Below are 14,603 nucleotides of genomic sequence, written 5' to 3'. Positions count from 1 at the left end.
TCACGCCGACGGGGTACCTTGCTCCGCGAATGTCCCCCGGGCTTCGCCCTCCTCCTTTATTTCGCTGCGCAAGGCACCCCGCCGTCGTGATCGTCGGACAGAGCAGTCGTTGATCGGCCGCGAACCAGCAGCGTGCCCTGTGCACAGGACGCCGGGTGCTCCCCGCAGCGAAATAAAGGAGGAGGGGCGAAGCCCCGGGGGACATTCGCGCAGGGGAGTACCCGGTGGCCTGTGCACTCGCCCCGAACAAAAACACGAGCCCCAAAAAACACAGCAAGCAGGAAACCAAAGATGAACGTCGCTGCCATGCACACGACCCACACCTCCCGCGCATTGCGCGTGAACGAGAAAGCCGCCAACCTCGATGCGCTGCAACTGCACGCCGCGCCGCAGGCCGAACCCACCCCGCCCCCGGGCCACGCCGTCGTGCGCATCGCCGCCGCCGCGGTGAACCCCAGCGACGTCAAGGCAACGCTCGGCATCATGCCGCAGGCCGTGTGGCCCAGAACCCCCGGCCGCGACTTCGCGGGCACCGTCGTCAGCGGCCCTTCCGAATGGATCGGCCGCGAAGTCTACGGCTCCGGCGGCGACATCGGCATCACGCGCGACGGCTCCCACGGCCGCTATCTGGTGCTGCCCGAACAGGCGCTGCGCGCCAAGCCCCGCGGCATCTCGATGGACGAGGCCGGCGCGGTCGGCGTGCCCTTCGTCACCGCGTATGAAGGCTTTCGGCGCAGCGGCATGCCGCAGGCCGGGCAGACGGTGCTGGTACTCGGCGCCAACGGCAAGGTCGGGCAGGCGGCCGTGCAGCTGGCGTCGCAGGCCGGTGCGCGCGTGATCGCGGTGCAGCGCCATGCCGGCCCATATGCGGGCTTTGCGAACGGGCCGGTGGACCTGATCGATGCGCGCCACCACACCGACGTGGCCGCGCGGGTGCGAGAGCTGACCGACGGGCGCGGCGCGCACATCGTCTACAACACCGTCGGCAGCGCCTATTTCGAGGCCGCCAACAAGGCGATGGCCAAGGGTGCGACGCAGATCTTCATTGCCACGCACGACCGCGCCGTGGCCTTCGACATCTTCGCGTTCTACCGCGGCATGCACACCTTCGTGGGCATCGACTCGCTGGCGATGGACTGCATCGCCAGCACCGCGCAGCTCGACGCCATGCGCGAAGGCTTCGAGCGCGGCACGCTGAAGCCCTTTCCCGTCGCGCGCCACTTCACGCTCGACGAAGCCATGGACGCCTACCGCCTGGTGCTGTCGGGCAGCACCGACCGCGTCGTACTGCGGCCCTGAAGAACCCCTCCTGGAGCACATCCCATGCACGTGACCCGTTTCAGCGCGGCGCCGCACTACGAGGCGCCCAACCATTTCGACATGCGCTGCCTGCGCCTGCAAGGCAAGGAAGCCGGCCCCTCCACGCAGATGTGGATGGGCATGAGCCAGATCCTGCCCGGCGGCCACACCGGGCTCGACGGCTCGCCGATGGAAAAGCTCTACCTCGTGCTCGAAGGCCAGCTCCACGTGGTCGGCGAGACCGACGGCGCGCACCAGGAAGACGTGCTCGAGCAATACGACAGCTGCCGCTTCGCCCCCGGTGAAAAGCGCCAGCTGGAAAACCGCACCAACCGGCCGGTGCTGGTCGCGCTGGTGATGCCCAACGCGCCGCCGCCGTAGCAGCTCTTTCGTCGGTCGGTCAGTCATTCATCGCTCAACCAAATAAATCAACGGAGACAAGACGCATGAAGAAGACACTCAACTGGAGCCGCCGGCGCACGCTGGCCGTGGCGGCGACTCTCGCGGCCTGCGCGCTCGGCGGCGCCCATGCGCAGGGCCCGTGGCCCGGCACGCAGGCGGTCAGGCTGGTCGTGCCGTTCACGGCGGGCAGCGGCACCGACATCGTCGCGCGCCTGGTGGCCGAGAAGCTGGGGCCCGCCCTGGGCACCAGCGTGATCGTGGACAACAAGCCCGGCGCGGGCGGCACGCTGGGCGCGGCCATCACGGCCAAGTCGCCGGCCGACGGCTACACGCTGCTGGTGCATTCGGCCGGCCACCTCGTGAACCCGTGGATCTACAAGGGCCTGTCTTACGACACGCTCAAAGACTTCACCGGCATCACGCCGATGGCCAGCCTGCCCAACGTGCTGGTGACGGCGCCGTCGCACTTCACCGACGTTAAAGACCTGGTGGCCAAGGTCAAGGCCAAGCCGGGCGGCTTCAACTACGGCTCCGCCGGCAACGGCTCGGCCACGCACATGAATGCCGAGGTGTTCCGCCTTGCGGCCGGCATCGACGCGCAGCACGTGCCCTTCCGCGGCACGCCAGAGGCCATGACCGAGGTGATGGCCGGGCGCGTCGACTGGTTCTTCGCGCCGATGGTGTCGGCACTGCCGCTCATCAAGACCGGCAAGCTGCAGGCACTGGCGGTGGGCACGGGCAAGCGCTCGTCGGCGCTGCCCGATGCGCCGACGACGGTGGAAGCCGGCGTGCCCGGCTCCGAATACCTGTTCTGGGTCGGACTGTTCGCGCCAGCGAAGACGCCGCAGCCGGTGGTCGACCGCCTGCAGGCCGAGGTCGCGAAGATCATGGTTTCGCCCGAGCTGAAGGAGCGGCTGGAGAAGCTCGGCGCCGAGCCTTTCACGATGTCGTCGGTGCAATTCAACAAGTTCATCGTCGACGAGACCGCCAAGGCCCAGCAAGTGGTCAAGGCCGCAAGCATCAAGGTCGACTGATGAAGCTCACCCACAGTCTTCGCGCACTTCGTGTCGCTACGCCAACCCCCTTGCAGGGGGCGACACCTGCAGCCCGGCAAAGCCGGTTCCGCGGTGTCCCTGGCAAGGCGCTGGTGCTTGCCAGCCTCTTCGCCCTGACCCTTGCCGCACAGGCGCAACCGGCAGACCTCGTCGTCACCAACGCAAAGATCGTCACGCTCGACAAAGCCGGCACCACCGCGCAGGCGCTCGCTGTGCGGGACGGGCGCATCGTGGCCGTCGGCAACGCCGCGCAGGTGCGACCGCTCTCGGGCCCCGCCACGCGCACCGTGGACGCTGGCGGACGCACCGTCATTCCCGGCCTCATCGACTCGCACATGCACGCGGTGCGCGCCGCGCTGAGCTATTCGACCGAGGTCAACTGGATCGGCGCCGGCACCATCGCCGAGGCCATGGCACGCATTCGCACCGCCGCGGCCAGCGCGCGCCCCGGCGGCTGGCTGATCGTGGCCGGCGGCTGGACCGAGCAGCAGTTCGCCGAACGCCGCAGGCCGACGCTGGCCGAGCTGCAGGAGGCCGCGCCGAACAATCCGGTGTACGTGCAGCTCTTCTACGAAGCGGTGGTGATGACGCCCAAGGCGCTCGAGGCGCTGGGCGTTCCCGCCGGCACGCTGCCCGCGGGCATGAAGCCCTCGCCCGATGGCGCGCCGGGCTGGATGACCGGCGACATCGTCGGCATCTCGGCGCTGTTCGACAAGCTGCCCAAGCCGACCTACGACGACAACGTGGCCGGCACGCGCGCCTTCTTCACCGAGCTGAACCGGCTCGGCATCACCGGCCTGGTGGACCCCGGCGGCTTCAGCATCGCGCCCTCGCAATACGCGGCGCTGTTCGAGCTGTGGCGCGAGAAGGCGCTGACGCTGCGCGTGGCCTACAGCGTGTTCGCGCAGAAGCCCGGCGCCGAGCTGCAGGAGTTTCGCGACCTGACGCAGATGCCGCCGATGGGCTTCGGCGACGACATGCTCAAGTTCAATGGCCTGGGCGAGCGCGTGACCCTCGCGATGTACAACAACAACTTCCCCGACGAGGCGGTGAAGGCGAAGTTCTACGAGCTCATCAAGTGGGCGGCGCAGCGCAAGCTGGCCGTCACCATCCACTGGCAGGAGAACGGCTCGGTCGAGCATCTGCTCGGGCTGTACGAGAAGCTGAACGCCGAGGTGCCGATCAAGGACCTGCGCTGGTCCATCGCGCATCTGGACGACGCCTCGCCCGAGACGCTCGCGCGCATGAAGGCGCTGGGCATCGGCTGGACCATGCAGGACGCGATGTACTTCCAGGGCGACCGCGCGCTCGCCGTGCGCGGCGACGCGGCACGGCGCATGCCGCCCATCGGCACCGCCTTGCGTGCCGGCGTGAACGTGGGCGCGGGCACCGACGCGCACCGCGTGGCCTCGTACAACCCCTTCGTCGCGCTGCAATGGATGCTCGACGGCAAGACGGTGAGCGGCAAGGCCATGCGCGGTCCCGACGAAACACCCACGCGCGAAGAAGCGCTGCGCCTGTACACAGCGGGCAGCGCATGGTTCAGCTTCGACGAGAACCGGCGCGGCACGCTGGAGGTCGGCAAGCTCGCGGACTTCGCGGTGCTCGACCAGGACTTTCTTGCCGTGCCGCTGGAGCGCATCGGCAAGACCACATCGCTGATGACAGTGGTGGGCGGGCGCGTGGTGTACGCGGTGCGGCCGTTCGATGCGGCGGCGACCCCGGTGGCGTCGGCGCGCTGACCTCAGGTGCCGAGTGCCAGGCGCACCCGCTCGCGAAGCGCGGGCAGCACGTCGCTCTCGAACCACGGGTGGTGCTTGAACCAGCCCGTGTTGCGCGGCGATGGATGCGGCAGCGGAATGAAGCGCGGCGCGTAGTCGGCGAAGGCCTCGACCGTGCCGGTCACGTTGCCGCGCGCGGTCTTGCCGAGGAAGTGGCGCTGTGCATATTGGCCGATGAGCAGCGTCAGCTCGATGTGCGGCATCTGCGCGAGCAGCTTGTCGTGCCACAGCGCGGCGCACTCGCGGCGCGGCGGCAGGTCGCCGCTGGTTCCGCGGCCGGGGTAGCAGTAACCCATGGGCATGAGCGCGATGCGCGCGGGGTCGTAGAAGACGGCACGGTCGACGCCGAGCCAGCGCCGCAGCTGCTCGCCGCTCCGGTCGTCCCACGGCACGCCGGTCTTGTGCACCGTGAGGCTGGGTGCCTGCCCGACGAGCAACAGCCGCGCGCTCGCGCTGGCCTGCACCACGGGACGCGGCCCGAGCGGCAGGTGCACCGCGCATGCACGGCAGGCACGTACCTCGGCGAGCAGCGCATCCACCGCGTCAGCCGGCGAACGGGCGGAAGAAGGCGTCGAGTTCGCTGCCCGCCGCGGCGTCCGCGAAGCCGTCGAAGCGGCCTTCGTCGGCGAGCGTGCGCGCGGCGCGCATGAAGCCGCCCCAGGCAGCGCGCGCCATGCCGCCGCCCACGCTGACACGGCGCACGCCGAGCTCGGAGATGTCCACCATGCTCAGCTCGCTGGTTCCGCCGACCAGCAGGTTGACCGGCTTGGGCGCCACGGCCGCGACCACCGCCGCGATCTGCTCGCGGGTCTTGATGCCGGGCGCGTAGAGGCAGTCGGCGCCCGCGTCCGCATACGCCTTGAGCCGCGCGATGGCGTCGTCCAGGTCGGGCCGTCCGGCGAAGAAGTTCTCCGCGCGGCCGATCAGCAGTACGTCAGCGCCCGAGGCGTCGATGGCCTGGCGCGCGGCGCGCATGCGCTCGGCCGCCACGTCAATGGGAAAGAGCGGGTCGGCCGCATTGCCGGTCGAGTCCTCGATCGACAGGCCGGCCACGCCGGTCTCGATGGCGAGGCGCACGCTTTCGGCAACGCCTTGCGCATCGGCGGCGAAGCCGTTCTCGAAGTCGGCGTTCACCGGCAGGCCGGTGGCGGCCACCAGCTCACGCAGGTGGTCGAGCATCTGTGCGCGCGACAGCGCCCCGTCGGCCCGCCCGCGCGACCACGCGAAGCCGGAGCTGGTGGTGGCCAGCGCCTTGAAGCCCAGGCCTTCGAGGTAGCGCGCGCTGCCCGTGTCCCAGGGGTTCGGAATGACGAAGCAGCCTTTTTCGTGGAGGGCGCGGAAATCAGCGCGCTTTTCGGCGACGGAGCGGGTCATGGGGCCTCGGCTTTCTGCATTGGACACAGTGAGCCGGCCATTCTGACGCAGCCTCCGTCAGCACTCCACCACGTTCACCGCAAGCCCCCCCAGCGAAGTCTCCTTGTAGGTGGACTTCATGTCCTCGCCGGTCTGCTTCATGGTGCGGATCACCGCGTCGAGCGACACATAGTGGCTGCCGTCGCCGCGCAGCGCCATGCGCGCCGCGTTGATGGCCTTGACCGCGCCCATCGCGTTGCGCTCCACGCAGGGGATCTGCACCATGCCGCCGACCGGGTCGCAGGTCAAGCCCAGGTTGTGTTCCATGCCGATCTCGGCGGCGTTCTCGACCTGCGCCGGCGTGGCGCCGAGCACCGCGGCCAGCGCGCCGGCCGCCATCGAGCAGGCCACGCCCACTTCGCCCTGGCAGCCGACCTCGGCGCCCGAGATGGAGGCGTTGGCCTTGTAGAGCATGCCGATGGCCGCGGCGGTGAGCAGGAAGTCGACGATGCCGTCGTCGCTCGCCTGCGGCACGAAGCGCTGGTAGTAGTGCATCACGGCCGGCACCACGCCCGCCGCGCCATTGGTGGGCGCGGTGACGACACGGCCGCCGGCGGCGTTTTCCTCGTTCACCGCCATCGCGAAGGCATTGACCCAGTCCATCACCGCGAGCGGATCGGCGGCGCCGGCCTGCGCCAGCAGCTCGCGGTTCAACTCCGGCGCGCGGCGGCGCATGCGCAGCGGACCGGGCAGCGCCTCTGCGGCCAGCGGGTTGTCGATGCCGAAGCCGCGCTGCACGCACTGCTGCATCACGCCCCAGATGCGCAGCAGCCCGGCGCGCACTTCGGCCTCGGGCCGCCAGACGCATTCGTTGCGCATGACCAGCGCAGCCACCGACAGGCCGGTGGCGCGGCATTGCGCCATGAGTTCGTCGCCTGTGGAGAAAGGATGCGGCACGGCGGACGCGGCGGCCACCGTCTCGGCCACGGCCTTCCCGCCCTCGACGACGAAGCCGCCGCCGACCGAGAAGTACGTGCCCTCGGCCAGCACGGCGCCTTCGGCCGAGAACGCGGTGAAGCGCATGGCGTTGGGATGCTCCGGCAGCGACTCTTCGCCGCGAAAGGCGATGTCGCGCACGCGGTCGAAGGCAATGGATTTGCGGCCCAGCAGGTCGAGCAGCCCGGTGCGGCGCAGCGCCTCCAGCCGGGGCTGCACTGTCTCGGGCCGCACGGTGTCGGGCGCATCGCCGAAGAGCCCGAGGATCACGCCCTGGTCGGTGGCGTGCCCGTGCCCGGTGGCGCCGAGCGAGCCGAACAGGTCGGCATGCAGCCGCGCGATCCGCGCGAGCAGGCCGCGTGCTTCGAGCGAGCGCGCGAACATGAGCGCGGCGCGCATCGGCCCCACGGTGTGGGAGCTCGACGGGCCGATGCCGATCTTGAAGATGTCGAAGGCGGAGAGCATCAGCGCATCATGCCCTCATCCCTTGATGCAGGAAGCTGCTGCTTGACCAGCGCCACCCAGTAGGCCGCGCCCAGGGGCAGGATGTTGTCGTTGAAGTCGTAGCACGGGTTGTGCACGTTCGGGTCGTTCGGGCCTTCCCCCGCGCCGATGCCGATGTAGGCGCCCGGGCGCTTCTGCAGCATGAAGGCGAAGTCCTCCGAGCCCATGGCCGGCGGGATGTCGGTCTTGACCTGTGCGCGCTCGACCAGGCTGGCGGCGGCGGCCACGGCGGCATCGGTCTCGGCGGGGGTGTTGACCACGCCGGGGTAGCCGCGGCGGTATTCGAGCGCCACCTTCGCGCCGTGCGTGGCGGCCACGCCGTCGCAGATCTGCTGCATGGCGGCCTGGGTCTTGTCCTGGATGGCGGCGTCGAGCGTGCGCACGGTGCCGCGCAGCACCACGGTTTCGGGAATCACGTTCCAGGTGTCGCCGCCGTGGATCTGCGTGACGCTGACCACGGCCGAGTCGGTCGCGCCGGTGCGGCGGCTCACGATGGTCTGCAATGCATTGACGAGCTGGGCCGAGACCACCACCGAATCGATGCCGGTCTCGGGCATGGCGCCGTGGCTGCCCTTGCCGGTGACGACGATCTCGAAGGTGTCGAGGAAGGCCGTCATCGTGCCCTTGCGGATCGCGAACTGCCCGCGCGGCAGGCCCGGGAAGTTGTGCATGCCGTAGACGGCGTCGGCCGGGAACTGGTCGAACAGGCCCTCCTCCACCATCACCCGGCCGCCGCCTTCGTTCTCCTCGGCGGGCTGGAACACGAAGTGCACCGTGCCCTTGAAGGGCTTGTGGCGCGACAGGTGCTCGGCAGCGCCCAGCAGCATGGCGGTGTGGCCGTCATGGCCGCAGGCGTGCATCTTGCCGACGCACTTGGAGGCATGCGCCTGCGTGCCCAGTTCCTGCATGTTGAGCGCGTCGAGGTCGGCGCGCAGCGCGATGCTCGGGCCCTCGCCGTTCTTCAGCGTGCCGACCACGCCGGTGCCGGCCAGGCCGCGGTGCACCGGCAGGCCCATCAGCATCAGCGCATTGGCGACGACGTTGGCGGTGCGGTGTTCCTCGAAGGCGGTCTCGGGGTTGGCGTGGATGTCGCGGCGCCAGCTGAGCATGCGGGCGCGGGTGTCTTCGGCGATTTCGGGGTCGCGGTACATAGGAATGATCTCGGTTGATGAGTGGGGACTGGAAGGACTTTTCGGGGAATACCGCGGAACCGGCTTTGCCGGGCCGCAGGTGTTGCCCCCGGTAGGGGGAAGGCGTGCGCGACACGAAGTGCGCGCAGCCTGGGGGCGAGCCTTTTTCGTCAGTGGAAGAATTCGGCGATGAGGGTCGCACCAAGGAAGGTGCCGGCCGTGGCGGTGAGCGACACCACCACGATGCGCCAGCCCAGCTGGCGGAACACCGGCAGGTCCTTCGCGACCGAGAAGCCGGCCAGCGCCAGCACCGGCGTGGTGAAGGCCAGGAAGTTGAGCTTGGCGGTGATGGCGATCAGCGCGTCGGAAAACGGAAACAGCCCCGGAATGCCCGCCAGCGTGGCCACCACCGACAGCACCAGCACCATCGGCAGGCGCGGCACCAGCCGCTTGATGCCCTCGACCACCAGCGCGATCAGCACCACCGCCGCCATGCCTTCGAGCGACACCAGCACCGGCACCTTGTAGGTCAGCGAATTGCCGATGAGCACGCCGCCGCCCACCACCGTCCAGGCGATGAGCGTGTCGCGCAGCGACGTGGCGCCGCCGTGCGGCACGCTGACTTGCGACACCGCACCGGTGCCCGCCGCGTCCTGCGCGCCGCGTTTGGAGAAGCGGCCCAGCACCGGCTCCAGCTTGCCGTAGAGCCACGAGCAAAGCGGCAGCGACAGGAACAGCGTGAAGTAGAAGCCGGCCACGGTGGTCAGCAGGTTCGACGCGGCCGCAATGGCGGTGAGCTGCGGCAGCATCTCGGCCGGCTGCTGCGCGGCGATGGCGCCCAGCGCTGCGGCCATCAGGCTGCCCGAGCCCACGCCGGCGCCCATGGCCAGCGAACGCGGATCGAAGATGTGCAGGCTGGCGATGAAGCCCGCCAGCACCGCGATGAAGAGCGCGCCCAGCACGGTGCCGGTGATGTATTCGGCCAGCACGCCGCGGCCTTCGGGCGAGGCCATGCCGTATTTCTCGCCGATGATCACCAGGTTGCCCTCGCGGCCCACCGAGAAGGTCGCGCCCACGGCCTCGCGCTTGATGCCCAGCAGCAGCGCCAGCGGCAGGCCCAGCGCCAGGGTGCCGAGCGCATGGCCGAACTCCTGGAACAGCAGCGCCCAGCCGGCCTGCTTGACCTGCGGCAGCGCGGCGCCCACCGTCAGGCCCAGCTTCACCACGAACAGCAGCAGGCCCGCGTTCAGCAGGCCGCCGGCCAGCGACTGCTCGGCCGTCGCCACGCGCACCGCGCCCGGCACGCGGCGTTGCGCAATGCCCCACACGGCCGCGATCAGCAGCGCCCACAGCATCGGCAGCAGCGCCACCTTGCCGGGGCCGACGCTGAACTGCACCGGGCCGATGAGTTCAGCCGCGGCCACGATGGCCAGCGTGACGAGCACGAGCTTGAGTTTTCCGGAGGCGCTGGAGGGCACGGCTGTGGAAAGAACGGAGGCGGCAGAGGTCATGGGTGGGGCTTCTTCTGGCGGAATGCCGGCGAGTTTCCGCGTCCGGCTCTATTGCATCAATGACCGTAAATCAGGATATTCGATGCATTGAATGCAACACTCGCCACGAACTTCAGGAGACCGGGCCATGGACGACAAGCTCGACACGCGCCGCGTGCGCTACTTCATGCAGGTGCTCGACAGCGGCTCGGTGCGCGGCGCCGCCGACGTGCTGGACATGGACCCCTCGGCCGTCAGCCGCGCCATCGGCATCCTCGAGCAGGAGTGCGGCGTGCCGCTGCTGGAGCGCCACGGACGCGGCGTGGTGGCCACCGACGCGGGCGAGATGCTGGCCGGCTACGTGCGGCGCCAGAACAGCCAGAAGCAGCACCTCATGGCGCAGATGGACAGCATCCGCAAGATCGAGCGCGGGCACATCGACATCGTGGCGGGTGAGGGTTACGTCGACTGGCTCATGCGCCACAGCCTGCGCGACTTCATGACCACGCACCCGAAGATCACCATCGAGCTGGACGTGGCCAGCACCGACGAGATCGTGCGCCGCGTGGTCGAGGAACGCGCCCACATCGGCATGCTGTTCCAGCCACCAAAGGACGACCGGCTCACCTCGCACCAGTCGCACCCGCAGCCCATCCAGGCGATGGTGCTGCGCTCGCATCCGCTCGCGCAGCTGGGCCGGCCGCTCAAGCTGGCCGACCTGCTGCCCTACCCCGGCGCCACGCTGCACCGCCACTTCGGCGTGCGCCAGCACATCGAGGCAGCGGAGGTCAGCGAGGGCGTGCGGCTGCCCGCGCTGCTGACCACCACCTCGTTCAGCGCGCTCGGCCACTTCGTGTCGGCCGGGCTGGGCTACACGCTGGGCACGCGCATCTCGCTCACGCCCAACGCCAACAGCCCCGAACTGGTGGAGCTGCCGATGAAGAACCCGCTGCTGTCTCAGGGGCGCTCGCACATCGTGTCCCGGCACGGGCGCATGCTGTCGCCGGCCGCGGCCGAGTTGCTGCGCCGCGTGGTGGCCGACATGCGGCTTTATGCCGACGACACGCCCGGCAAGGAAAAGCGCACGGCCGCGCGGGCCAGAAGCACCCCGGCCTGAAAGGGATGTTCGGCCGCATTGCGCGCACCGCCGCTTCGGTGTTCTGATCGGACCCCATGTCCTACGTCATTGCGCTTTTCATCCACCTGCTGTGCGCCGCCTTCTGGGTCGGCGGCATGGCGACCATGCACTTCGCGGTGCGCCCATCGGCCGTCGCCACGCTGGAGCCGCCGCTGCGGCTGCGCATGATGGCCGCGACGCTGCGGCGCTTCTTCGTCGGGGTGGATGCGTCGGTCACGCTGCTGTTCGTGACCGGCGTGACGATGATCCTTGCGACAGGCGGCTTTCGCGGCCTGCACTGGCGCATCGAGGCAATGATGAGCATCGCGATCGTGATGGCCGCGATCTACGTCTATATCCGCGCATCGGTGTTCCGGGCGCTGCGGCGCGCGGTGGAAGAAAGCGCCTGGCCGGCGGCTGCCGCGCGGCTGAACACCGTGCGCAAGCTGGTGACGCTGAACCTGGCGCTGGGCGTGGTGGTGTTCGCCGTGGCGACCATCGGGCGCGCGGGCTGACTCAGGCCAGTTGAATCAGCAAGGAGCGCCCTTGAGCTCGACGGTGTTGCCGTCGGGGTCGCTGAGGTAGATCGACGGGCCGTTGCCCTCGGCGCCGAAGTTGTGGTGCACGTCGCCTTGGATGGCGACGCCGTGCCGCGCCATCAGCGCGCGGATGCCGGCTTCATCGAAGGGCTCGATGCGCAGGCAGAGGTGGTCGAGGTTGCGGCCCTCGGCACCGGCAAGCGCCCCGCCCTGCTTGCCCAATGGGCCGTCTGGCGTGACGAGGTCGATCAGGCTCGCGCCGGCACGCAGGTGCACCAGCCCCAGGTCGTCGCGGCGCTTTTCGACGGTGCAGTTCAACACGTCGCAATAGAACGCTACGGCGCGCTCCATGTCCTTCACGCGCAGCACGACATGGTCGATGCGCAGCACCGAGAACGGCGGGCGCATCGGGCTTGTCATGCCGGCGGACTCTTCAGACCACGCCGGCCGAACGCAGGGCGTCGAAGCGGGCGTCGTCGATGCCCATCTCTGCCAGCACCTCGCGCGTGTGCTGGCCCAGCGCCGGCGGCGCGTGGCGCAGCACCGGCGGCGTGGCCGACAGGCGCAGCGGGCTCGCCACGCCGGTGATGCTGGCAATGCCGTCGCCCGCGTCGCGCGGCAGCGTGACAGCGAGGCCGCGCGCCTTGACCTGTGCATCGTCGAAGGCTTGGGCAATGTCGTTGATCGGGCCGCAGGGCACGGCCTTGTCCTCGAGCAGCGTGACCCACGCGGCCGTGGTGCGGGTGCGCGTGAGCTCTTCCATCATCGGGATCAGCACGCCGCGGTGCTTCACGCGCAGGGTGTTGGTGGCAAAGCGCGCGTCGCTCGCCCATTCCGGATGGCCAGCCGCCTCGCAGAAGCGCGCGAACTGGCCGTTGTTGCCGATGGCCAGCAGCATCGCGCCGTCCTGCGTCGGAAAGTCTTGATAGGGCGCGAGGCTCGGGTGCGTATTGCCCTGGCGCTGCGGCGCATGGCCGGTGTTGAGGAAGGCGCTGGCCTGGTTGGCGAGGATGGCCATGCCCACGTCGAGCAGCGCCATGTCGATGTGCTGGCCTTCGCCGGTGCGGTCGCGCACCTGCAGCGCCGCGAGGATGGCGGTGCTGGCATAGACGCCGGTGAACAGGTCGGTCAGTGCCACGCCCACGCGCAGCGGGCCGCCGCCGGGCACGTCGTCGGGGCGGCCGGTAATGCTCATCATGCCGGTCATGGCCTGGATCATCAGGTCGTAGCCGGCGCGCTCCGCATAGGGGCCGTCGTGGCCGAAGCCGGTCACGCTGCAGTAGATGAGGCGCGGGTTGGCCGCGCGCAGGCTTTCCTGGTCGAGGCCGTATTGCTTCAGGCCGCCGGTCTTGAAGTTCTCCACCACGATGTCGGCCTGCGCCGCCATCTGCCTGAGCAGCGCCTGCCCATCGGGCGTGGCCATGTCGACCGTGACTGACCGCTTGTTGCGGTTGCAGGCGGTGAAATAGCTGGCCTGGTCGGAGTCGTTGCCGTTCGCGTCCTTGATGAAGGGCGGGCCCCAGGTGCGCGTGTCGTCGCCGACGCCGGGGCGTTCGATCTTGACGACGTCGGCGCCCAGGTCCGCCAGGATCTGCGTGCACCACGGGCCCGCGAGCACGCGGGACAGATCGAGGACCTTGATGCCGTCGAGTGCTGCGGGCTTGTTGCTCATGCGTTCGATCAGTTCGCGAACGCCGCGATGCCGGTGATGGCCCGGCCGAGGATCAGCGCGTGAATGTCGTGCGTGCCTTCGTAGGTGTTGACCACCTCCAGGTTCACCAGGTGGCGTGCAACGCCGAATTCGTCGCTGATGCCGTTGCCGCCCATCATGTCGCGCGCCATGCGGGCGATGTCCAGCGACTTGCCGCAGTTGTTGCGCTTCATGATCGAGGTGATTTCGACAGCGGCAATGCCCTCGTCCTTCATGCGGCCCAGGCGCAGGCTGCCTTGCAGGCCCAGCGTGATTTCGGTCTGCATGTCGGCCAGCTTCTTCTGGATGAGCTGGTTGGCGGCCAGCGGACGGCCGAACTGCTTGCGGTCCAGCGTGTACTGGCGGGCGCGGTGCCAGCAGTCTTCGGCGGCACCCAGGGCACCCCACGAGATGCCGTAGCGGGCGCTGTTCAGGCAGGTGAACGGGCCCTTCAGGCCTTGCACTTCGGGGAAGGCGTTTTCTTCGGGGCAGAACACGCCGTCCATCACGATTTCGCCGGTGATGCTGGCGCGCAGGCCGACCTTGCCGTGGATGGCGGGGGCGCTCAGGCCCTTCATGCCCTTCTCGAGCACGAAGCCGCGAATGGGGCCGACCGTGCCGCTTTCGCTGACTTCCTTGGCCCACACCACGAACACGTCGGCGATGGGCGAGTTGCTGATCCACATCTTCGAGCCGCTGAGCGAGTAGCCGCCCGGCACCTTCTTGGCGCGCGTGGCCATGCTGCCGGGGTCGGAGCCGTGGTCGGGCTCGGTCAGGCCGAAGCAGCCGATCCATTCGCCGGTGGCGAGCTTGGGCAGGAACTTCTGCTTCTGCGCTTCGGTGCCGAATTCGAAGATAGGCACCATCACCAGCGAGCTCTGCACGCTGGCCATCGAGCGGTAGCCCGAATCGACGCGCTCGACTTCGCGGGCGATCAGGCCGTAGGCCACGTAGTTGAGGCCGGGGCCGCCGTACTGCTCGGGGATGGTCGGGCCGAGCAGGCCGAGCGCACCCATCTCGCGGAAGATGGCCGGGTCGGTCTCGCCGGTGCGGAAGCCTTCGATGACGCGGGGCGCCAGGCGCTCCTGGCAGTAGGCATTGGCCGCGTCGCGGATCATGCGTTCTTCGTCGGTCAGTTGCTGGTCGAGAAGAAGGGGGTCGTCCCAGTGGAATTGCGCTTTGGCGGCCATGTGGCTGTCTCCGGAGAAGGGGGAAGAAAACAAAAAGAGGGGGATCGGTCGATCCTA

Annotated in this window: 14 protein-coding genes; 6 read left to right on the top strand and 8 right to left on the bottom strand. The window is 69.3% G+C overall.

All coding sequences use genetic code 11. The features are described 5' to 3' along the window. The first annotated feature begins 291 nt into the window (after positions 1-291). The 4 genes from ACWV14_RS00920 to ACWV14_RS00905 all read left to right on the top strand — a co-directional run bounded on the left by ACWV14_RS00920 (position 292) and on the right by ACWV14_RS00905 (position 4,498). A complete protein-coding gene (locus ACWV14_RS00920; RefSeq protein WP_454901899.1) occupies positions 292-1,299 on the top strand; it encodes a quinone oxidoreductase family protein in 1,008 nt (335 codons plus the stop codon). Between the two features lie 24 nt (positions 1,300-1,323). Further along, a complete protein-coding gene (locus ACWV14_RS00915; RefSeq protein WP_454901897.1) occupies positions 1,324-1,680 on the top strand; it encodes a cupin domain-containing protein in 357 nt (118 codons plus the stop codon). A gap of 65 nt (positions 1,681-1,745) precedes the next feature. Then, on the top strand, positions 1,746-2,735 hold the full coding sequence (locus ACWV14_RS00910) for a Bug family tripartite tricarboxylate transporter substrate binding protein (protein WP_454901895.1): 990 nt from the start codon (positions 1,746-1,748) through the stop codon (positions 2,733-2,735). A gap of 113 nt (positions 2,736-2,848) precedes the next feature. Further along, entirely contained in the window at positions 2,849-4,498 is a 1,650-nt protein-coding gene (locus ACWV14_RS00905) for an amidohydrolase (RefSeq protein WP_454901893.1), read from the top strand. Between the two features lie 2 nt (positions 4,499-4,500). On the opposite strand, the gene ACWV14_RS00900 is transcribed toward ACWV14_RS00905, so the two are convergent. The 5 genes from ACWV14_RS00900 to ACWV14_RS00880 all read right to left on the bottom strand — a co-directional run bounded on the left by ACWV14_RS00900 (position 4,501) and on the right by ACWV14_RS00880 (position 10,031). Then, a complete protein-coding gene (locus tag ACWV14_RS00900) occupies positions 4,501-5,076 on the bottom strand; it encodes a uracil-DNA glycosylase family protein (RefSeq protein WP_454901891.1) in 576 nt (191 codons plus the stop codon). Between the two features lie 4 nt (positions 5,077-5,080). Beyond that, positions 5,081-5,911, bottom strand: coding sequence for an isocitrate lyase/PEP mutase family protein (locus tag ACWV14_RS00895; RefSeq protein ID WP_454901889.1), 831 nt, complete (start codon positions 5,909-5,911; stop codon positions 5,081-5,083). 57 nt (positions 5,912-5,968) lie between these two features. Continuing rightward, complete coding sequence (locus ACWV14_RS00890; protein ID WP_454905978.1) at positions 5,969-7,354, bottom strand: L-serine ammonia-lyase; 1,386 nt, start codon at positions 7,352-7,354, stop codon at positions 5,969-5,971. After that, on the bottom strand, positions 7,351-8,541 hold the full coding sequence (locus tag ACWV14_RS00885) for a M20 aminoacylase family protein (RefSeq protein WP_454901887.1): 1,191 nt from the start codon (positions 8,539-8,541) through the stop codon (positions 7,351-7,353). The genes ACWV14_RS00890 and ACWV14_RS00885 overlap by 4 nt, the downstream gene beginning before the upstream one ends. A gap of 149 nt (positions 8,542-8,690) precedes the next feature. Continuing rightward, positions 8,691-10,031, bottom strand: a complete 1,341-nt coding sequence (locus ACWV14_RS00880) for a DUF3100 domain-containing protein (protein WP_454901885.1) — start codon at positions 10,029-10,031, stop codon at positions 8,691-8,693. 127 nt (positions 10,032-10,158) lie between these two features. On the opposite strand from ACWV14_RS00880, the gene ACWV14_RS00875 reads away from it, so the two are divergent. After that, positions 10,159-11,127 (top strand): LysR family transcriptional regulator, encoded by a 969-nt coding sequence (locus ACWV14_RS00875; RefSeq protein ID WP_422088936.1) that lies wholly within the window; start codon positions 10,159-10,161, stop codon positions 11,125-11,127. Positions 11,128-11,183: 56 nt separating this feature from the next. Then, a complete protein-coding gene (locus ACWV14_RS00870; RefSeq protein WP_454901882.1) occupies positions 11,184-11,642 on the top strand; it encodes a CopD family protein in 459 nt (152 codons plus the stop codon). A gap of 15 nt (positions 11,643-11,657) precedes the next feature. Here ACWV14_RS00870 and ACWV14_RS00865 read toward each other — a convergent pair whose 3' ends face one another. Genes ACWV14_RS00865 through ACWV14_RS00855 form a run of 3 tightly spaced genes read right to left on the bottom strand, consistent with a single transcriptional unit; the run spans position 11,658 to position 14,546 of the window. Then, positions 11,658-12,086, bottom strand: a complete 429-nt coding sequence (locus tag ACWV14_RS00865) for a VOC family protein (RefSeq protein ID WP_454901880.1) — start codon at positions 12,084-12,086, stop codon at positions 11,658-11,660. 13 nt (positions 12,087-12,099) lie between these two features. Then, complete coding sequence (locus tag ACWV14_RS00860; RefSeq protein ID WP_454901878.1) at positions 12,100-13,338, bottom strand: CaiB/BaiF CoA transferase family protein; 1,239 nt, start codon at positions 13,336-13,338, stop codon at positions 12,100-12,102. Between the two features lie 8 nt (positions 13,339-13,346). After that, entirely contained in the window at positions 13,347-14,546 is a 1,200-nt protein-coding gene (locus ACWV14_RS00855) for an acyl-CoA dehydrogenase (protein WP_258351965.1), read from the bottom strand. Positions 14,547-14,603 lie beyond the last annotated feature (57 nt).

This window comes from Variovorax durovernensis, assembly GCF_977011995.1.
Note: the sequence above shows the minus strand (reverse complement) of the source record. Positions and strands in the feature narration are given on the sequence as shown.